The 19,696-nt window shown below is 54.7% G+C and carries 23 protein-coding genes and 2 tRNA genes; 4 read left to right on the top strand and 21 right to left on the bottom strand.

Features of this window, described 5'->3' with window-relative positions:
- Positions 1–12 precede the first annotated feature (12 nt).
- The 16 genes from eutQ to aspS all read right to left on the bottom strand — a co-directional run bounded on the left by eutQ (position 13) and on the right by aspS (position 11,875).
- A complete protein-coding gene (gene eutQ, locus FFI90_RS03765; protein ID WP_144776575.1) occupies positions 13–708 on the bottom strand; it encodes an ethanolamine utilization acetate kinase EutQ in 696 nt (231 codons plus the stop codon).
- Between the two features lie 24 nt (positions 709–732).
- Positions 733–1,287 carry a EutP/PduV family microcompartment system protein gene (locus tag FFI90_RS03760; RefSeq protein ID WP_246123317.1) on the bottom strand — a complete coding sequence of 185 codons (555 nt, stop codon included), beginning with the start codon at positions 1,285–1,287 and terminating at the stop codon, positions 733–735.
- Positions 1,266–1,628 (bottom strand): ethanolamine utilization microcompartment protein EutS, encoded by a 363-nt coding sequence (eutS, locus tag FFI90_RS03755; RefSeq protein WP_144776574.1) that lies wholly within the window; start codon positions 1,626–1,628, stop codon positions 1,266–1,268. Before eutS ends, FFI90_RS03760 begins: the two co-directional genes overlap by 22 nt.
- 301 nt (positions 1,629–1,929) lie before the next feature.
- Positions 1,930–2,005 (bottom strand) — tRNA-Lys (locus FFI90_RS03750).
- A gap of 72 nt (positions 2,006–2,077) precedes the next feature.
- Positions 2,078–2,153 (bottom strand) — tRNA-Lys (locus FFI90_RS03745).
- An 86-nt stretch (positions 2,154–2,239) separates the two neighbouring features.
- On the bottom strand, positions 2,240–3,013 hold the full coding sequence (gene ybgF, locus FFI90_RS03740; protein ID WP_144776573.1) for a tol-pal system protein YbgF: 774 nt from the start codon (positions 3,011–3,013) through the stop codon (positions 2,240–2,242).
- Between the two features lie 27 nt (positions 3,014–3,040).
- Positions 3,041–3,610 carry a peptidoglycan-associated lipoprotein Pal gene (pal, locus tag FFI90_RS03735; RefSeq protein ID WP_144776572.1) on the bottom strand — a complete coding sequence of 190 codons (570 nt, stop codon included), beginning with the start codon at positions 3,608–3,610 and terminating at the stop codon, positions 3,041–3,043.
- A gap of 67 nt (positions 3,611–3,677) precedes the next feature.
- A complete protein-coding gene (gene tolB, locus FFI90_RS03730) occupies positions 3,678–4,934 on the bottom strand; it encodes a Tol-Pal system beta propeller repeat protein TolB (RefSeq protein ID WP_246123396.1) in 1,257 nt (418 codons plus the stop codon).
- Between the two features lie 73 nt (positions 4,935–5,007).
- Positions 5,008–6,039, bottom strand: coding sequence for a cell envelope integrity protein TolA (gene tolA / locus FFI90_RS03725; protein ID WP_246123316.1), 1,032 nt, complete (start codon positions 6,037–6,039; stop codon positions 5,008–5,010).
- Positions 6,040–6,061: 22 nt separating this feature from the next.
- Entirely contained in the window at positions 6,062–6,508 is a 447-nt protein-coding gene (gene tolR / locus FFI90_RS03720) for a protein TolR (protein ID WP_144776570.1), read from the bottom strand.
- Between the two features lie 49 nt (positions 6,509–6,557).
- Positions 6,558–7,244 (bottom strand): protein TolQ, encoded by a 687-nt coding sequence (gene tolQ, locus FFI90_RS03715; protein WP_144776569.1) that lies wholly within the window; start codon positions 7,242–7,244, stop codon positions 6,558–6,560.
- Positions 7,245–7,247: 3 nt separating this feature from the next.
- The gene (gene ybgC / locus FFI90_RS03710; RefSeq protein ID WP_144776568.1) at positions 7,248–7,709 is read right to left on the bottom strand and encodes a tol-pal system-associated acyl-CoA thioesterase; all 462 of its coding nucleotides are present in this window, start codon (positions 7,707–7,709) and stop codon (positions 7,248–7,250) included.
- The gene (gene ruvB, locus FFI90_RS03705) at positions 7,702–8,733 is read right to left on the bottom strand and encodes a Holliday junction branch migration DNA helicase RuvB (RefSeq protein WP_144776567.1); all 1,032 of its coding nucleotides are present in this window, start codon (positions 8,731–8,733) and stop codon (positions 7,702–7,704) included. The genes ybgC and ruvB overlap by 8 nt, the downstream gene beginning before the upstream one ends.
- 138 nt (positions 8,734–8,871) lie before the next feature.
- Positions 8,872–9,501, bottom strand: a complete 630-nt coding sequence (gene ruvA / locus FFI90_RS03700; RefSeq protein ID WP_144776566.1) for a Holliday junction branch migration protein RuvA — start codon at positions 9,499–9,501, stop codon at positions 8,872–8,874.
- Positions 9,502–9,531: 30 nt separating this feature from the next.
- Positions 9,532–10,059, bottom strand: a complete 528-nt coding sequence (gene ruvC, locus FFI90_RS03695) for a crossover junction endodeoxyribonuclease RuvC (protein ID WP_144776565.1) — start codon at positions 10,057–10,059, stop codon at positions 9,532–9,534.
- Positions 10,060–10,072: 13 nt separating this feature from the next.
- Entirely contained in the window at positions 10,073–11,875 is a 1,803-nt protein-coding gene (gene aspS / locus FFI90_RS03690; RefSeq protein ID WP_144776564.1) for an aspartate--tRNA ligase, read from the bottom strand.
- 204 nt (positions 11,876–12,079) lie between these two features.
- Between aspS and fabR the strand changes: the two genes are divergently transcribed.
- A complete protein-coding gene (gene fabR / locus FFI90_RS03685; protein WP_144776563.1) occupies positions 12,080–12,703 on the top strand; it encodes an HTH-type transcriptional repressor FabR in 624 nt (207 codons plus the stop codon).
- A gap of 23 nt (positions 12,704–12,726) precedes the next feature.
- Here the strand turns inward: fabR and FFI90_RS03680 are convergent, their stop codons facing one another.
- The 4 genes from FFI90_RS03680 to tadA are packed head-to-tail and all read right to left on the bottom strand — an operon-like array spanning position 12,727 to position 16,065.
- Positions 12,727–13,158, bottom strand: coding sequence for an HIT domain-containing protein (locus FFI90_RS03680; RefSeq protein WP_144776562.1), 432 nt, complete (start codon positions 13,156–13,158; stop codon positions 12,727–12,729).
- Positions 13,159–13,180: 22 nt separating this feature from the next.
- Positions 13,181–14,521 carry a UDP-glucose dehydrogenase family protein gene (locus tag FFI90_RS03675; protein ID WP_144776561.1) on the bottom strand — a complete coding sequence of 447 codons (1,341 nt, stop codon included), beginning with the start codon at positions 14,519–14,521 and terminating at the stop codon, positions 13,181–13,183.
- Between the two features lie 38 nt (positions 14,522–14,559).
- Entirely contained in the window at positions 14,560–15,555 is a 996-nt protein-coding gene (gene galE, locus FFI90_RS03670) for a UDP-glucose 4-epimerase GalE (RefSeq protein WP_144776560.1), read from the bottom strand.
- 6 nt (positions 15,556–15,561) lie between these two features.
- On the bottom strand, positions 15,562–16,065 hold the full coding sequence (tadA, locus tag FFI90_RS03665) for a tRNA adenosine(34) deaminase TadA (RefSeq protein ID WP_144776559.1): 504 nt from the start codon (positions 16,063–16,065) through the stop codon (positions 15,562–15,564).
- Between the two features lie 198 nt (positions 16,066–16,263).
- On the opposite strand from tadA, the gene FFI90_RS03660 reads away from it, so the two are divergent.
- The 3 genes from FFI90_RS03660 to FFI90_RS03650 are packed head-to-tail and all read left to right on the top strand — an operon-like array spanning position 16,264 to position 18,541.
- Entirely contained in the window at positions 16,264–17,436 is a 1,173-nt protein-coding gene (locus FFI90_RS03660) for a lipid A deacylase LpxR family protein (RefSeq protein WP_246123315.1), read from the top strand.
- A gap of 58 nt (positions 17,437–17,494) precedes the next feature.
- Complete coding sequence (locus FFI90_RS03655; RefSeq protein ID WP_144776557.1) at positions 17,495–17,947, top strand: cytochrome c; 453 nt, start codon at positions 17,495–17,497, stop codon at positions 17,945–17,947.
- A gap of 36 nt (positions 17,948–17,983) precedes the next feature.
- Positions 17,984–18,541 carry a cytochrome c gene (locus tag FFI90_RS03650; RefSeq protein ID WP_144776556.1) on the top strand — a complete coding sequence of 186 codons (558 nt, stop codon included), beginning with the start codon at positions 17,984–17,986 and terminating at the stop codon, positions 18,539–18,541.
- A gap of 28 nt (positions 18,542–18,569) precedes the next feature.
- On the opposite strand, the gene FFI90_RS03645 is transcribed toward FFI90_RS03650, so the two are convergent.
- Positions 18,570–19,694 carry an ABC transporter permease gene (locus FFI90_RS03645; RefSeq protein WP_144776555.1) on the bottom strand — a complete coding sequence of 375 codons (1,125 nt, stop codon included), beginning with the start codon at positions 19,692–19,694 and terminating at the stop codon, positions 18,570–18,572.
- Between the last annotated feature and the right edge of the window lie 2 nt (positions 19,695–19,696).

The raw sequence follows: 19,696 nt of genomic DNA, 5'->3' as shown, positions 1-19,696 counted from the left end.
ATACAACCCCTTTTATTGCGCTGACCAGTCCGCTGGGTAGGTCACATACACAAAGCGCACTTTCCCGGGAGATCCAAACTCAATTGCCGCTCCCTTGGGTATAAAAAACACATCGCCCGGCTTGCCGATGTGGGTCTTGCTGCCACAGGTAATGTGCAGCTCACCTTCCAGAACCACATCAATCTCATCGTAGTTGAGGGTCCATGGAAAACTGCAGTTCTCCCACTGCATATAGCCAGCAGCAATGGAGCTGTTATCGGCGGAACCAATCACATCGGTCAGGCCTATGGGTTTGCCCCCTGCACCGTCGAACTTTCCGGGTTTAACAGAACTGCCACGCACAAGAACAACGCCATTGGGCGCTTTCTCGCGCTCGCATGAAGGGCCTGCTGCATCCTGATGCTGCAACTCCTTCAAGGCCTTTTCGATCAATTGATCAAGCAGGGCGGAATTCTGGTGCCCGGCTGGCAACTTTGCCCTGACCGCCTTTTTGATTTCCAGCAGATTATCAGGGCGGCTGCCCGCAAGAGATCCGCTGCTTTTCCGAGGTTCGATGCTGGCCGCAACATCAATAATTTTCAATCCAAGCTTTTTGGCAACATCGCGCGCTTCCGGCGTAATGATTGTGCTCTGGGGAGAGATCTCTACGGAGGTTTCCCCGCTCTTGTGAAGCTCCTTTATTTTTTCAGCCGTAAACAGAGATTTCATAATCCGGCCCCTATCAGGGTTGTATCAATATTCATTTCCGCCGACGACCGCCTGCTCAGCACGTTCTTCGCAGGCACCCATACCGGCATCCGATGTTTGCAAACTGATCAGAAAAGACCTCAAATCGGCAACACCCTCGCCGGTTTCTGTAGAGGTCAGAAAATATGGTGGAGAAATATTATGATCTACCATTACCCGACAGGCAGATTCAGTATCGGCGTCAGGCAAATCCGTTTTACTGACCACTCCGATAACCCGCTTGTCGGGATAGACATGCAAAAGACCCGGAGGCAAAGAAAAGGCTCTGCTGTTGGCTGGCTGCAGATACACAACCGTACTGATTTCCGCGATGGTAGCCAGCAAAGCGCCATAGTATGCAGGGCGGCTGGTGAACTCGCCTGGCGTGTCCACAACATGGCTGGGATGAAACACAACAGCCTGGGTTTTCAGTAGTTCGTCAGTGGATTCAAGCAGTGCAAGAGTGAGCGCTGTTTTGCCACTCCCGACATCACCCACCAGCACAAAATCTGCCAGATCAGGGTGTAGTTGATGCTCATTCACGTCCGGGTTGCCTGACATACTCTGTATCCCAGTGACGACTCCAATGTAGACAGAATCGCGCTTAATGCTTCTTCTACCGACCCAATACTCCCGGTAAGGACAAGTGCCCCCGAAAAACGATCCAGAAATCCGATTTTTACTGATGCGAACTTGGTTGCTACGTCTCCGGCGATAATGGCTGTTTCACCAGGCGTCAGGGTAAGAATGCCAATAGCCTCCGCATGCTCAACTCCAACCTTGTGACAAAGATCTTCAGTAGGGTTTGCGAGCAAATGCGCCAGAGTTACCTGCTTGCCTGGGACATATTCCTGAATGATGCGTTCGATATCGGCCGATTCGCCAGAACCGCTCAAAGTCACTATAGAACACCTCGCTTCTCAGGTGCCTCTGACAACCGGCGCACCCAAGCTGTAACCTGAACATGTGGTTACAAGATGTAACCCGAACATAAAATCATCCTAAACCGCTCCAGCCCAATTACCAGCCTTCGTGAAACCAATGCGCTGAGGAATTGATGCTGGTCAAATTATGGTTACAGTTTGCAAATAGGAAAGAGGTATAGATCAGACAGGAGAAACAGGGATTACAGGAACAAAGCGGCAAAAAAAAGGACTGCATTTCTGCAGTCCTTATAAGCTTCAATTTTCAAACTTCAAAATATGGTGGGTCGTGATGGATTCGAACCATCGACCAATTGGTTAAAAGCCAACTGCTCTACCAACTGAGCTAACGACCCAAAACTAGTGACCAGTGCCTGGACCCTGATCGATTTCAAGGCAGCTCAGCAGATGCCTTGAAATATCGAATATGGTGGGTCGTGATGGATTCGAACCATCGACCAATTGGTTAAAAGCCAACTGCTCTACCAACTGAGCTAACGACCCAAGCGAGGCGCATATAGTAATGATTTTTCCCCGTCGATCAACCCTTTCGCGCCATGTTTTTCAATATTCTTTTAATTCCTCGCAACTCAACCCTGACCTGAGTCCAGAAATTTCTTGGCAAGGCGAGCCGCTTCGCTTTTCGGGTAGTCATTTACAACCTGCTCCATCTGTCGACGAGCTTCGGTTTTCTTGCCCAACCGATTCAGCGTTACGCCTAATTTGTAGACAGCATCCGGCGCCTTGCGATGATCTGCATAGCGAGTTGCGACAATCGAAAATGCCTGCCGGGCCTGTTCAAGCTGCGGCTTTACCAGGTAAACCTCTCCCAACCAATAGTAGGCATTCACCGTCAGGTCTCCTTCGGGATACTTGTCGATAAATTCATAAATCCGGCTGATGGCCTCATCGTACTTTTTCTGGCTATGGATGAGATCCTGAATGGCCTGGTATGCCTTTCGCTCTTCAGCCTCAGGCTGACGATACTCACGTATCTCTGCAGCGCCCTTATCCTGAGCACTAGCCTCTCCACCACCACTCTCAGCAGCCTGGGGTTGAGCTGAAACCTTCTCGGAAAGATCCAGGATACGTTGATCCAGATCGATGTAGCGGTCTCGCCCTTGATCTTGCAGGCGCTTTATGAGGTGTCGCTGCTCTTCGGTTTCTCCCTGAAGCCGCCGGACTTCACCCTGCAGCTGTTGGATCATGTAGAACAGCTCAGACGTGGCCTGGCTGGTATTGGCCTTGCGCTGGGCTTCCGAGGCATTGCTCTGGAATGCGGACGTAGATGATTGCGCCAGCGTCATTCCCGCCTGCCCCAGGGCAAGCGGGAAAACAACTGCCGCCATGAGCTGCTTTCTCATGGGGTTAACCTGATGTTATGTGTGCGTTTACTGGAACACGAGCTCCACACGGCGATTCTGTGCCCAGGCACTTTCTGAAGAACCCATCACCGCCGGCTTCTCTTCACCATAGCTTACGGTTTCCATCTGGCCCCGTGAAGCGCCATTCACAATCAGGAAGCGCTGAACGGCATTGGCACGACGCTCACCCAGAGCCAGGTTGTATTCCTTGGAGCCACGCTCATCACCGTGACCTTCAAGGCGCACTTTCTGGCCAGGATTGTTGGACAGAAAGCGGGCGTGAGCTACAAGCACGTCGCGAGCTTCTGGCTTGATTTCGGAGGTATCAAAATCAAAATAGAAGGTGGTGATGTCGCGCAGAGCTTCCTGTTCAGCCTGTTGCTGAGCTTCCATCCGCTCTGACTCGGTCATTGAGGACGAAGAAATACCATCCTGGTCACCGCCACCATACACGGTAGAGCCACCATCCTGATCAATAGGCGCAACGTCGGAGCCGTAGCCCCCTTCATCCATATTTTCGCCGGTGGTGCTACAGCCTGCAAACAGGCCTGCGGAGAACAAAAGAGCAAGTACTTTGGTTTGAGCTGACAACTTCATGATTCATTCCTTCCCGTTGATTAACTTTAACTTCTGCCTTTCAGGTGACCGCATGCGCCGTCACCGACTACCGAACAATAGGCCCCCAGGCCGGGTCGCGAACATCACCTTCCGAGGCGGGAAGACTGTACGCGGCGCCGCCATCAGCAGAGATGACCGTCAGTACACTTTCGCCACTTTGCTTGGTGGCATATATCAACATACGGCCATTTGGCGACACGCTGGGGGACTCATCGGATCCTGTACGAGTGAGAACGGTTTCCTCATCGTTTTTAAGATTGGTTCGGGCGATGGTAAACGCCCGGTCACGCTGGTGTACGTAATACACGTAATTACCGGAGGCATCCGGACGCGGCCTTGCATTGTAACGACTGCCAAAGGTAATCCGACGCGGCTCAGCACCCGGTTTTGCCATATAATAAATCTGCGGGCCACCCGAGCGATCCGACGTGAAGTAGACGCCCTCACCTGAACTGTCCCAGGTCGCTTCGGTATCTATTGCCCAGTGGTTGGTGAGCTTTGTCACTTTGCGGGATTGAAGGTTCATTTGATAGATTTCGGCGTTACCATCTTTCGACAGGGTCATCAGCAAGGATTGTCCATCTGCTGACCACGCAGGCGCTGAGTTCAAGCCCGGGAAATCCGCAACTTTTTTGCGCTTACCTGAGCCTAACTCGTGAACAAAAATGACGGGCTTGCCCGTTTCAAACGAAACATAGGCCAGCTTTTTGCCATCCGGTGACCAGGCTGGCGACAGAATTGGCTCTTTGCTCTCCAGCCTGATACGGGCGCGCTTTCCGTCAATGTCGCTCACTTGCAACCGGTAACGGGCATTGCCACCAGCTCTGTCTAGCGTTACATACGCCAGCTTGGTAGAAAATGCACCTTCAACCCCCGTGATGGCTTCATACACTTTATCGCTGATATGGTGAGCCAGTGAGCGCATATTTGACGCGGGTGCTGCCGCTGTCTCACCCAGTATTCGCTCTTCACGGTTAACATCGAACAACTCGTAGCGGGCTTCCACCCGGTCACCGTTACGAGTGAGTTCACCTACCAGCACGTACCGCTGGCCAAGTAGTCGCCAGTCGCGAAAATAAACATCAGCCCGCTTTGACGGAAGGCTCAGCATTTTCTGCGGCGACAAGGGGCGAAACTCACCGCTCATGGCCAGGTCCGCCTGCACGATACTGCTCACTTTATCACCAGCTGGCATATTGCCGTTTTCAGCAAACGGCACCACCGATATCGGGATAGCAGAATCGGCACCTTCAGTCACCCGGATTAGCAGTTCAGCCTGGGCGCCGGTGACGACCAGAAACATCAGGGCTACCGCTGAAAAAAGGGCCTGAAATGATCTGAATGAAACTTTACGCATCATAGTGTTACCCGCTTCCTTATCTCAATCTTCGAGGATTGAATTCGATCGTGAACTGGCGAAAATAGGTTTCAAACGTATCCCGCTCACTTGGCACCGGGTACCGATTCAAAGACTTTACTGCCCCCAGCGCGGAGTTATCAAACGCTGTATTTCCGCTGCTGGCAACAAGCTTTACGCCCGCAAGCTCGCCCGTTGGCAGCAACGTAATCTGCAGACGCGCTGTCATGTCTTCTGTTGCCGATGATGGCGGATACCATGCCTGACTAAGCCGCTCACGGATCAGTGCCTGATATTTCTGGCTCTCCGAAAGCATCTGCGTTTCCCTGGCTCTGGCAGCGGCGGCCTGCTCTTGCCGCCGCGCTTCATCTGCACGCGCTTTTCTGGCTTGCTCTGCCTGGGCTTCAAGCTGCTGTTCCTGCAGGCGCCGCTCTGCCTCAAGCCGCTTGCGTTCGGCTTCCTGCCGCGCCTGTTCCTCTTTTTTCTTACGCTCGGCCTCTTCCCGCTTGCGCTGCTCTTCCTTGCGCTGTTTTTCTTCCTCGGCCTTGCGTTTTGCCTCTTGCTGACGCTGCTTCTCGGCTTCAGCTTCTGCCTTGCGGCGCTCACGCTCTTTCGCCTCAGCTTCCGCTTTCTGGCGCGCAGCCTCTGCCTCTTGGGTTTCCCGGGCCTTACGTTCCTCGGCTTTTTTCTGCTCTTCAGCTTTACGCTTGGTCTCTTCGCGTTTTTTCTGCTCTGCGACCTTCCGCGCTTCTTCTTCCTTTTGCTTCTGGCGTTTCTGCACTTCTATCTGTTTCTGTTTTTCGAGATCTTTCTGTTCCTGATCCGGATCCGGCTGCTCTACAGGCTCAACAACCGGGCTCGGCTCCGGCTTCTGCTGAGTGATGAGGCGCGCGGAAATACTGCTGGGAGGCGGTTCTTGCATTGGAGAAGACCACGACCAGCCAGTAAGGGCGACGCCCACGATAAGCAGATGCAAAGCAACCGACAGCGCGACTGGCGACTTCCAGGGTGGCACTCCGGTGCTGGTGAATTCCCGTTCCTGACCTGTCACAACAATTCCACCTGCACTGATCTCACGTTTCGTCCGGGGCCGAGTCGGTAATCAAACCAATACTGGTTGCCCCCGCACCCTGAAGAGTGGCCATCAAACGAACCACAGTGCCGTAATCGACATTCTCATCACCGCGCACAAGTATGTCGCTGGATGTTCTCTGAGACAGGATCTTGGCCACTTGTTCACGGACTTCCGAGAGCAGCATGGGGTCACTGGCCTTGTCGCCGACTTCAACGTAATAGGCGCCGTTGGCATCCACAGATACGATGATGGATTCCACATTCTTGTCTGCCTGGATCGGGTCAGATGTAGTCTCCGGGAGATCAACTTTCACGCCCTGAACAAGCATCGGCGCGGTGACCATGAAAATGATCAACAGCACCAGCATTACGTCGATGTATGGAACGACGTTGATTTCCGACATCGGCTTCTTCCGATTTTCGGGCATCATCCCCATGCCTTTCATAGCGCTGCACTCCGACTGTTAACGGTTAGCATCATTGCCCTGGTCACTACTATGCGCCCTTGTCGGCATTATGAACACGACGATGCAGAATGCTGGAAAACTCATCGGCAAAGGTTTCGTAATTCTTCAGAAGCGCATCCGACTTGGTAGAGAAGCGGTTATAGGCAATGACCGCAGGAATCGCGGCAAACAAGCCCATGGCGGTCGCTATCAGTGCTTCTGAAATGCCTGGCGCCACCGTAGCCAGCGTAGCCTGTTGAACCTGCGCCAGACCACGAAACGAATTCATAATGCCCCAAACGGTACCGAACAGGCCGACATAGGGGCTTGTGGAACCAACTGTGGCAAGGAACGGCAGATGCGCCTCAAGGCGTTCCTGCTCGCGGGAAAACGCAACCCGCATGGCTCGCTGAGTTCCTTCCATAACGGCATCGGCGTCGCGGCTTTGCTGACGCAGCCGGGAAAACTCTTTGAAGCCGGCCCGAAACAACGATTCCAAACCAGAGAAGGGTGTGGGCTCAGCGTTCACTTCGCGGTAGAGCTGCCCCAAATCCATACCGGACCAGAAACGCTCTTCAAACGCGAGCTGCGCCTGTCGGGCTTTGCGAAACACCTGGTAGCGTTGAAAGATGAGCGCCCATGACACCACCGATGCAGCTGCAAGCAACAACATAACCAGTTGCACCAACACACCGGCATTTGAAATCAGACTCCAGACTGACAATTCCGAATCCACCGCTTACTCCTGGCTTATGTCGTGTTTTGTTTCGTTTAAACGTGTGGCCTGCTCAAGCAGGCCCCGCATATTTTCCGGTAACCGTATAGGCCGGCCGCTGTCGAGCGCTACACACGCGACTTTTACATCGGCCTCGCACAGCTGCTTCTGATCCTGCACCCGCACAACCCTTTGCCTGAACTCCATCCAGACCCGGCCGAACGCCACTGGCTCTGCCGTAACGATGAGCTCATCATCCAACTTGGCCGGTGCGGCGTAGTGAATCGTCAAGCGCTGTACAACGTAGCTTATGTTTTCAGCCAATCCTGCCCTGAGCCCCACTCCGCAGCTACGAACCCACTCAGTGCGAGCGCGCTCCATGTAATGCAGATAGCGGGCATGAAAAACAATGCCGCCGGCATCTGTGTCTTCTATATAAACCCGGACTGGCCAGCTGAACTTTGCTGCCGCTTCGCCGTCACTCAAAGGGGACTCCTTCTGAGCCTGAGCTTTCCCTCACGATACCAAAATGCTGATAGGCGTGGGATGTGACCATGCGGCCACGGGGCGTACGCATTATAAAACCTTGCTGAATCAGAAAAGGTTCAAGTACATCCTCAATGGTGCCACGCTCCTCACTGATTGCGGCTGCCAGGCTTTCAACCCCCACCGGGCCGCCATCAAATTTTTCAATCATCGCCAGCAGCAGTCGGCGGTCCATGTGGTCAAAGCCTTCGCTATCGACCTTCAGCATATTCAGGGCCTGATCCGCGATGCCTGCGTTGATGCGACCGTCGGCCCGCACTTCGGCATAGTCTCTCACACGCCGCAACAGGCGATTGGCTATCCGAGGCGTGCCACGTGAGCGGCGCGCTATCTCGTAAGCACCTTCTTCATCAATATCAACACCCGAAAGCCGTGCGGAGCGAACGATAATGTGGGTAAGATCCGCCGTATTATAGAACTCCAGACGCTGCACAATGCCGAAGCGATCCCGCAGTGGAGATGTCAGCAAACCCGCCCGGGTAGTTGCCCCAACCAGGGTAAAGGGTGGCAAATCCAGCTTGATCGAGCGTGCTGCCGGCCCTTCGCCGATCATAATGTCCAACTGGTAGTCTTCCATGGCCGGGTACAGTATTTCTTCCACCACGGCGCTGAGCCGGTGTATTTCATCAATGAAGAGAACATCGTTCTCTTCAAGATTGGTGAGCATCGCAGCCAGATCACCGGCTTTTTCAAGAACCGGGCCGGAGGTAGTCTTTATCGCCACCCCCATTTCATTGGCAATGATATTCGCCAGTGTGGTTTTACCAAGCCCTGGTGGCCCGAAAACAAGAACATGATCCAACGCTTCCCGGCGCCCTCTGGCAGCCGAGATGAAGATGTCCATCTGTTCCCTAACTGCAGGCTGCCCCACGTACTCGGAGAGCAACGCGGGTCGGATAGCGCGATCCTGAACCTCTTCGTTGTCACCGGCCCGGGCTGAGATCAGTCGGTCGGATTCAATCATTTACTCGTCCGTATATCGGGAATCAATAGACTGCCACCTAAAACCAGAGTGAACCAATTGTACAAACAGCCCACTGCGTGTCACGTTACGCTCTCTACAGGTTTGGCGCTACATAAGCGACACATTAAAGTCACGTCATCATGCCGGGATCATATTTCTCAGGGCCAGACGTATCAAGGTTTCACTGGAAAGACCTTCTTCTGCCACTTTGGTGATCGCGCGAGCAGCTTCCTGTGGCTTATACCCGAGCGCTATCAGAGCTGCCTCAGCTTCGTCTGCAGGGTTCTGCGCGTTGAAAGACAACTCGGACGTGCTGCTTGCGGACTCTGCTATAGCTGACGACCCCGGTATAAACTGCCCTTCAAGCTGGCTAATGCGGTCTGCCATTTCAATCAGCAGGCGTTCAGCGGTCTTCTTTCCAACCCCCGGGAGCTTTACCAGAGACTTGATATCACGCCCTTCCACACAGCGAATAAACTGCTGTGCATCAAGACCTGAGAGAATGCCAGCCGCCATCTTCGGGCCTACTCCGTTCACTTTGATCAGCAACCGGAACAGATTGCGATCCAGTCGCGAAACAAAGCCATAGAGACTCTGGGCGTCTTCGCGAACCACAAAATGTGTATGAAGGGTAACTTCCTGCCCGGGTTCTGGCAGGTTAAAGAAGGTGGTGAAAGGGATATCAACTTCGTAACCCAGGCCGCCGCACTCAACCAACGCCTGCCCGGGTGTCTTTTCGACCAGAATACCTCGGATACGACCTATCAAGGATTGCCTCCTGCCGCTCCGCAGAGCAGTTTATTGTTGTCGCACGCGCCCGCTGCGAGCCTTGCCCGTTACGCCGGCCACTTTCAGAATGCTTTGATTCATGTGGGCATGGCACAACGCAATTGCCAAGGCATCGGCGGCGTCTGCCTGGGGTTTGCGGGAAAGTGACAGCAGCACCTGAACCATGTGCTGTACCTGGGATTTGTCGGCACTGCCCTTACCAACCACAGCCTGTTTGACCTGTCGTGCGGAGTATTCATGCACGTCAAGGCCGCTGGTGGCTGCGCCAACGATTGCGGCTCCACGAGCCTGCCCGAGCTTGAGGGCTGAATCGGGATTGCGCGCCATAAAAACCTGCTCAATGGCAAATTCCTGTGGTCGGTATTCGCCAATGAGGCTCACCAGACTCTGAAAAATGATTCGCAGGCGCTCTGCCATGGGTTTTTCGCCCAAGCGGATGCACCCGCTATCGATATATTCTATGTGCCGACCCTCGGCGCGGATAATACCGTAACCGGTGATCCTTGAGCCGGGGTCAACACCCAGAATAATCGCCACATCAATGCCCTGCTTACTTATCTTCGATTTCAGAAACCTTGTCTTCAGGCGCTTTTACCGGCTTACGAAGGCGGATGTGCAATTCGCGCAGTTGCTTTTCATCCACTGCACCCGGCGCCTGGGTCATCAGGCAGGTGGCGCTCTGGGTTTTCGGGAACGCGATCACATCGCGAATCGAGCTGGAACCGGTCATCAGCATGATCAGGCGATCCAGGCCAAAAGCCAGACCGCCGTGAGGCGGGCACCCATACTTGAGCGCGTCGAGCAGGAACCCGAACTTGGCGCGAGACTCTTCCTCACTAATGCCTAAAATGCGGAACACTTCCTGCTGCATTTTGTCACTGTGAATACGAATGGAACCGCCCCCCAGCTCAGTGCCGTTAAGAACCATATCGTAAGCGCGGGACAGAGCCGTTTCCGGATTCGCAGCCAGCTCTTCAGGGCTGCAGCTCGGCGCCGTAAACGGGTGGTGTATGGCAGTGAGGCCACCATCAGGAAGCACTTCGAACATCGGGAAATCAACGACCCACATCGGAGCCCAATCGCAGGTTAACAAGTTCAGATCGTGACCGACCCGGATACGCAAGGCACCAAGAGCTTCATTCACAACCGTGGTCTTGTCGGCGCCAAAGAACACAATATCGCCATCCTCAGCGCCGGTGCGCTCAATAACAGCCATGGCGACGTCATCACCCAAAAACTTGACGATGGGCGACTGCAAGCCTTCCACGCCTTTAGCCAGGTCATTTACCTTGATATAGGCAAGGCCTTTGGCGCCGTAAATACCCACAAATTTTGTGTACTCGTCAATCTGCTTGCGGCTCAGCTCACCGCCCTTGGGCACGCGCAGCGCGGCTACACGGCCTTTCGGGTCATTGGCCGGCCCAGCGAATACCTTGAAATCAACGCCGGCGACCAGATCACCCACGTCCTGAAGCTCCAGCGGAATGCGCAGGTCCGGCTTGTCGCTGCCGAAACGATCCATGGCTTCAGCGTATGGCATACGCGGGAATGCTGGCAGCTCGACGCTCATTACGTCTTTGAACAGGGCGCGAATCATGTCCTCGTTCAGGCTCATCAGATCTTCTTCGTTGATGAACGAGGCTTCGATGTCTACCTGGGTAAACTCAGGCTGACGGTCTGCACGCAGATCTTCGTCACGGAAGCACTTGGCAATCTGGTAATAACGATCCACACCCGACACCATCAGCATTTGCTTGAACAGCTGGGGCGATTGCGGAAGCGCAAAGAAGGAACCCTCATGCGTGCGACTCGGCACCAGGTAATCACGGGCGCCTTCCGGTGTTGCGCGGGTCAGGATGGGTGTTTCCACATCCATGAAGCCGTTGCTGTCGAGGTAGTTACGGATGTAGCTGGTTACCCGCGAACGGAAGCGCAAGCGGTTCAGCATTTCCGGGCGGCGCAGATCCACAAAGCGGTAGCGCAGACGCACGTCTTCGCCCACGTCTACATGCTCATCAAGCGGGAACGGAGGCGTAGCGGCAGCGTTCAGAATCGTCACTTCTTTTCCGAGCAGTTCAACCTGGCCTGTGGACATGTTGCTGTTCTCAGTACCTGCCGGGCGACGGCGTACGCGGCCTGTGATCTTTACCACAAACTCGCTGCGCACTTTCTCGGCAAGCGCAAAGCTTTCAGGAGTATCCGGGTCTACCACGACCTGGGATATGCCGTCCCGATCACGCAGATCCAGGAAGATAACCCCACCATGGTCACGGCGGCGGTGTACCCATCCGCAAAGTGTAACTTCCTGATCAATGTGAGATTCGTTGATCCCACCGCAATAATGACTGCGCATACCGGTTCCCGTAGTGTCTGATGTCTAAAGTTAATGATGATGTCTGGCAAGCAAGTGGGCAGAAACCATACTGGAAAAGCGCACCATTATATACATATCGGCGCGGGAAATCAGGCGTGTTTAGCCCGGAATTAAAGGGTTCTGATGACTCCCGGCGGGCATGTCGCTAGAATGCAGCGTTCATTTGTCATTGGAGCCGCCACCTTGTCAACCAGAGCCGAGCAGAAACTCGTCACCCGGCGAACACTGATGGACGCAGCACTCGGCCAGCTGAGTGCGGACCGTGGTTTCGGGAGCCTGAGCCTGCGGGAGGTTGCGCGGGGGGCCGGAATCGCGCCAACGTCGTTTTATCGTCACTTTGCAGATCTTGATGAGCTGGGGCTGGTGTTGGTCGACGAAGGCGGCGTCGCCCTGCGGCAACTGATGCGCCAGGCGCGCAAGCGGATTGCCCGGGATGGCAGCGCCATCTCTACCTCTGTAGAGACTTTCATGGAATATCTTGGCAACAACGCCAACGTGTTCCGCTTAATGCTCCGGGAACGTACCGGCGGCTCCAAACCCTTCCGGACAGCCATAAAAGCAGAGATTGATCATTTCGTGACCGAGCTTGCTGACGATCTGCGACGCTTTGCGGAAGAACAACACAAGCCGTTGTCAGATGCGCGGGTAGTTGCTGAGGCAATGGTAACGCTGGTGTTCAATCAGGGGGCGGAAGCGCTGGACGCCACACCGAAAGAGCGGGATGAGCTGAAAACCAAACTGAAAACCGAACTCAGAATGATCCTGATCGGCTCCCAGATGATGGCCAAGCATGCGTCGATTCGCTGATCGACGCTAGCAAACGAAACTATTCAGGTCGCACCCAGCTCTGACAAAACAGGCGCCAGAGACCGTCTGACCTCCGCCAGCCTGTTCTCATCGTAAGGAACTGGTGGCTGTTTACCCCACACGGGGCCAGGCCAGGCCGGGTCACCCTCAAAACGAACGATATGATGCAGGTGCAACTGGGGAACCATGTTTCCGAGTGCCGCTACGTTCATCTTGTCGCCACCAAATACTTCCATCATGCCACGACTGAGCGCAGAGGATTCTTGCATCAACAGGTGTTGCTGCTCAGGGCTTAACTCGTAGATTTCACGAATGCCGGCAAGTGCCGGCACCAGCAATACCCAGGGCCAGGTCTGATCATTCATCAGCCGGATTTCGCACAGCCTGCTGTAGCCAAGGCTGATGGTGTCTGCTGCCAGCCGCTCGTGAAGCTTGTATTCCTGCCCTTGAGTCATCGTCGCTCCCTGCCCTGATTTATCAGGAATGAAACTGGTTACGGCCACGCCCGATGGCGTAGTAAATCAAATCGTGACGCTCCAGCATTTCCGGCTCGTAAAGGTTGCGGCCATCGAACACAACCGGCTCACGCAACGCCGATGCAATCGAGGCAAAATCCGGTGAGCGGAACTCTTTCCATTCGGTGCAAATCGCCAGCACATCCGCGCCGCGAAGTGCCTGTTCTTTCGTGCCACACAGCGCCAAGCCTTCGTGGTCGCCGTAGATACGCTGGGTCTCTTCCATGGCTTCCGGATCAAACGCCTGAACGGTAGCGCCGGCTTTCCAAAGATCGTCCATCAACGTGCGCGCTGAGGCTTCGCGCATGTCGTCGGTATTTGGCTTGAACGCCAGCCCCCAGATTGCCACGACCTTGCCCTTCAGATTGCCGCCAAAATAGTGGCTGATCTTGTCGAACAGTACGTGCTTCTGGGCGTAGTTGACTGCCTCTACGGCGTTCAGTAAACGCGCGTCGTAACCACAATCGGCCGCCGTGCGTGCCAGAGCCTGTACGTCTTTGGGGAAGCAGGAGCCGCCGTAGCCGCAGCCCGGATAGATAAAGTGGTAGCCAATGCGCGGGTCTGAACCTATGCCACGGCGCACCGCTTCAATATCAGCACCCAGGCGCTCGGCCAGGTTTGCAATCTCGTTCATGAAACTGATTTTGGTAGCCAGCATCGAATTGGCCGCGTACTTGGTCAGCTCCGCGGACCGGATATCCATGAAAATCATCCGATCGTGGTTGCGGTTGAACGGGTAGTACACTTCCCGTAGCACATCCGCCGCTTTATCGCTGTCGGTACCAATAATGATACGATCCGGCTTCATGAAATCGTTGATCGCCGCCCCTTCTTTCAGGAATTCCGGGTTGGAGACCACATCAAACTCAAGCTCCAGGCCACGGCTGTCGAGTTGGGCCCGAACGGCCGCCTTGACCTTGTCACCGGTGCCAACTGGCACGGTAGACTTGTCCACGATGACTTTGTAGTCGTCCATGTACTGCCCAATAGACCGGGCTACTGCGGTGACATACTGCAGATCTGCCGAGCCGTCTTCGTCCGGCGGCGTGCCCACTGCAATGAACTGAAGCTTGCCGTGTTGCACTGCCTCCTGCGCATCCGTGGTGAATGCCAGGCGCCCTGCTTCAACCGTGTGCTTTACGATATCTTCAAGCCCGGGCTCATAAATAGGAATATGGCCATTCTTCAGCTTGTCGATCTTTGCCTGGTCAACGTCCATGCAAAGTACGTCATGACCAACATCAGCCAGGCAGGCTCCGGTAACAAGACCAACATAGCCGGTACCAAAAATCGTTATTTTCATCCGTTAAATCCCGATATCTCAGAGTTTTAAAAAAAGTCTTACTGGCCAGCTTCAGCTTTCTTCTTCTGCCAGATTGCTTCCCAGGCCAATGCGGTGCCGACAATCGTTTCGAGATCGTCATAAGCAGGCTGCCAGCCCAGGGTCTTTTTAATGAGAGCATTATCTGCCATTAGCGCTGCCGGATCACCAGCGCGGCGGCCTACTTCGGTCACCGGGAAGTCGACACCGGATTGCTTGCGCACCACGTCGATCACTTCACGCACAGTGAAGCCGCGGCCATAGCCACAGTTCATGATTTTTGATTCGCCACCATTGGCCATGTAGTCCAGAGCCATGACGTGGGCACTGGCGAGATCTTCCACATGAATGTAATCGCGCACACAGGTGCCGTCGCTGGTGTCGTAATCCGTGCCGAATATACTCATGCCGTCGCGCTGCCCGGTTACGCACTCACAGGCCACTTTGATCAGGTGAGTCGCTTCAGGTGTCGCCTGCCCCAGCAAACCATCCGGGTTGGCACCAGCCACGTTGAAGTAACGCAGTACAACATAATTCAGGCCGGAAGCTGCGGCGAGATCCGTGATCATCCGCTCGCTCATCATCTTGGATGCGCCGTAAGGATTGATCGGCGCAAGAGGAAGGTCTTCCGTAAGAACCGTCTGCTCTGGCATTCCATAAACCGCAGCGGTTGATGAAAACACCATGTACGGAACCTTGTACTTGTCGACAGCCTTGAGCAGGTTCAGCGTATTGCGGGTGTTATTACCGTAGTACTTGAGCGGGTTGCTGACAGACTCCGGCACCACGATATTGGCAGCAAAGTGCAAGACCGCCTCAAACCGGTGATTGGAGAAAACCTGGTCAATATCGGCTTCGTTCGACAGATCACCGATCACCAGCTCACCGGCGGTTACAGCCCAGCGGTAACCGGTCGATAGGTTATCGAGTACAACAATATCGTGCCCGGCCTCTGCCAACTGGCGCACCACATGGCTGCCAATGTACCCGGCCCCGCCGGTTACTAGTACTTTCATGCAGAACTACTCCTTCCCTGAACTCTGTTTGCGCCGCTGCCGGATTTCTGCCCGCCGGCGGCTGAAAAAATCACTGATAATCTGGCTACAATCATCCGGCAGGATGCCACCCACAACGTCTACTTGCCAGTTCAAATGAGGCTCATCCAGTGTACGCCGAGCCGATTCAATGGCGCCCGCCTTGGGCTCACGGGCACCGTATACAAGCCGGCTGATACGGCTGTGCACAATGGCGCCAACGCACATGGTGCAGGGTTCAAGAGTAACGTAGAGGGTAGCTCCGGTAAGCCGGTAATTCCCTGCCCTCGCCGCCGCATCACGCAGTGCGCATATCTCAGCGTGGGCAGTGGGATCACACCCGGTAATTGGTACATTAAAGCCTGTACCCAGCTCTTTGCCATCACGGACGACAACTGCGCCGACAGGGACCTCGTCCTGGGAAGCCCCACGAGCTGCCAGTGTCAGTGCCCGGGCCATCCAGTATTCGTCAATGTTCTGTATATTCGGCATAAACGCAACTCTGCTGATAGCGCCCTATACAAATACGACACTGGGTACACCAAGAAGCGCCACGAAAAATACCATTGTTCGCTCTTTTTACCAAGGAGTCGACACGGACGCCGATCTGGATATTCCATTGCGTGTTTTAGAGCGCCCATATAAGATAGTAATCAATTACTATCTTATATGGGCGTGAGGACTGTCGCTATGCCCGGAAACGCCGAAGATCTCGATCGTGTTGCACACATCTTCGTGAGCTTGGCGCTAGCGTGCACAATGCTGTGCCCCGCCCCCAGCCGCGCAGAACAGCGGCAGGACCATCAAGGACAGTGTACACCTGAGCGAGAATTACACTGGCGCGGTGGTACGTTACGGCTGGAAAATGACCTTTTTGCCGGCACTGATAGCAATTATACGAATGGCGTGGCGCTGACCCTGGTATCTCATGACATGGAGGACCGACTTGACCCTGGTTGCCAGCCTTGGGCGCTTGGTCTTTACACCCGGCTTCTTGGTTGGGCTGACCCCGGGTTCTGGCGTAGCGCCGTCGCGGAATCGGCCTCGCAGAACGTTGTGATGCGTGCAGGGCAATCCATGTATACGCCTGAAGATAAGGCTCGCATTGACTTAATTCACGATGATCGTCCCTATGCCGGGCTACTATATTTCAGCCTGGCGTGGAACCGCCGGGTGCATCCTGAAAGAGCTGGTTACGAGATGCTCGACGTACGCGAGTTGTCACTCGGTGTTATCGGCCCATGGTCGTTAGCTGAGCAGTCACAAAATTTCGTTCACAGTATACGTGGCATTGAGCGCTTCAATGGTTGGGATAATCAACTGCACAACGAGCCGGCTTTTCAGCTTGCTCTGGAACGCAAATACAAAGCCTTTACCAGAGGCGCCGTCCAGCCAGGCTGGGGCAGTGACCTGATTGGCAACTATGGCCTGCGCCTTGGCAATATCGAGACTGCCGCCAGTACCGGGGTAGAGCTGCGTGCGGGCTGGAATATACCCAATGATTTCGGCAGTTATGCAATCCGTCCCGGGGTTGAAAACAGACCGCCATCCGCTGCGGCGAACCTTCGTAGTGCGCAATCGCCATCCGTTACTGCCCCACGTCCCGGAGTGCACGCCTTCGCCAACCTGGAAGGAAAAGCCGTGGCCTGGGATTTTTCCCTCGACGGCAATATGTTTCGCAGTAGCCACCGTGTCAGCCGGCGGCCATGGGTCGCTCAGGCGGCAATCGGTATCAGTAGCCAGTGGCTTGTTTCCGGGCATGGCGTCCGGCTGGCACTGATGCGGGTCTGGCGAACCCGCGAGTTTGACGAACAACTCGATCATCACGCCTTTGGTTCGATCGCACTAAGTTTTGAAATTTGAACAAAGCAACCACGCTTGTTCAGCAAATACCACTCACTTACCAGTTAAAGGAGTACTAATGAATAAATCACAATCTCTTTCAGTTTTCGTTATGGCAATAATTTCACTTACCTCTGCTGCAACCTTGTACGCTGAGACTGAGGAAACCATCGAACCTTTAGTTTTGCAGGGCGTGATGCAACAGCTTGGGCGTGATATGCAAGCCGTCACCGGGGCAATCGCCACGGAAGACTGGAGTACTGTGGCAGAACTCTCACCCCAAATTGCTCGTCATGCCCAGCCACCAATGATGGAAAAACTACGGATCCTTAGCTGGCTTGGTAGTGATGCCGGCAAGTTTCGTGAATTCGATGGCGAGGTGCACGATGCGGCAACTGCGATGGAAGAAGCAGCAATGCGCGGCGAAGGCCAAGCGGTTGTTAAAGCTTTTTCCGAGGTGCAGCTAAGCTGTCTGGGATGTCACCAGAATTTCCGTGAACCGTTCACCAAGCATTTTTATGAGCGACGTTGAAGAAGACAACGCAACCGTAAAGCGAGGAGTACAAACATGAGTAAACGTGCGATAGCGAGCAGCAACACCCTGATGAGCGCCCCGTTACGAAGCTCTGGAAGACAATTTCGAACCGTCGCAGCGGCTGCTCTGCTGGGGAGTCTGGCACTTAACGGAGCCGTCATTGCTGCGGAGCCCGTGGGCCCCGATCTGACTGAGAAACTACGCGGACTGTTGGCGAAGGAGATGATCGAGATTGAGACAGCGATGAAGGCGACCTACAGCGCCATCATCCAGGGCAGACATGATGAGGTAGCGCAGAAAGGACAAGCCATCCACGACAGCTTCATCCTCAAACAGTCCCTGACCAAGCAAGATCAGCAGGATCTGAAGGCCGCGGTGCCCGAGGAATTCCTGAAGATGGACAAGTACTTCCACCAGCTGGCAGCGGAGCTGGCTGAGGCGGGGAAGCAACAGGATACCCAGGCCCAGGCCGAAACCTTCAACCGTATGACCGAATCCTGCGTAGCTTGCCACAGCCGTTATGTGACGGATCGATTCAACGGACTGGAAGAGCAGTCGATTCCCCAGGGGTGGGGTCACACCACTGAATAGTTTTCCTGGACGCCGGGCGAGGCTCCAGCTAGCCAGAAAGACTCATGGACCTGCGGAACAGCGCCAGACTCGCTGCGAAAAATCCGATGCCCAACCCGGCCATCATCGACAGCTCGAACCATACGTTGTCGGGGCCAGCACCGCGGAACACCACGGCCTTGGCAAACGCGAGAAAGTGTCGCGAAGGCAGCGCCAGCGTTAAACGCTGGACAATATCAGGCTGGCTTTCGATCGCCCCCATACCACCGGAAAGCATGATGATGGGGATGATCACCATGATCACCAACAGTGCAAACTGAGCCATGCTGCGCGCCATGGTGCCAAGGAACATCCCGATGGCCGCGGCGGCAGCCAGATACACCATCGTACCTGCCAACAACAACGGCACAGATCCGGCCACAGGCACTTGCAGAATCTCTTGTACGACGAAAACAAGCGACAAGGTGAATGCTCCCAGCACCACAACAACGTTGGCCAGAACTTTGGAAAGTGCAATTTCGAGCGGCGTGAGTGGCATGACCATCAGATGCTCGATGGTGCCCTGCTCGCGCTCGCGTAGCATCGCCGCGCCTGTCAATGCGATGGTGAGGAGCGACAATTGATTGAGCAACGAAGACACTGCCTTGAACCAGACAGGGTTTCCATTGGGATTGAAAGCCCGGCGCAACTCAAGCTGCAGTGCAGGCTCAGGAGCCTCAGGAGTACCCGACAGAAATGCACGGCTTTCGGAAATCAGAATATTGGAAATGTAATCCGTGCCGAGCTGTGCCTGTGACACGGCCGTTGCGTCCACCTCAAGCTGCGCGGCGGGCGCCAGGCCAGCGATTAGGTCGGCTTCAAATTGCGGCGGAAAGCTGAGCACAAACATGATACGCCCGGCATCCATCTCCGCTGCCACCTGATCCGCTGAAATAGTAACGGGAGGCTGAAACCAGGGTGGCCCCAAAGCATCCGTTACTTGCCGGCTAAGCGACGATTGATCTTCATCGACAATGGCAATCGCCGCATTGTAGACCGTATCGCCCGCGCCGCTGGCCTCCAGAATAACTGCCGCGACAAAAGACCACAGAATCAGGATAACCATCACCGGGTCACCAAGAACGCTTTTCAGTTCCTTACCCGCAAGCCAGAAGGTATTGGCAAGACGCTTCATGC

The sequence above is a fragment of the Marinobacter maritimus genome, assembly GCF_007671675.1.
GTDB classification, from domain to species: domain Bacteria; phylum Pseudomonadota; class Gammaproteobacteria; order Pseudomonadales; family Oleiphilaceae; genus Marinobacter; species Marinobacter maritimus.
This window is presented reverse-complemented; position numbering and strand designations above follow the sequence as displayed.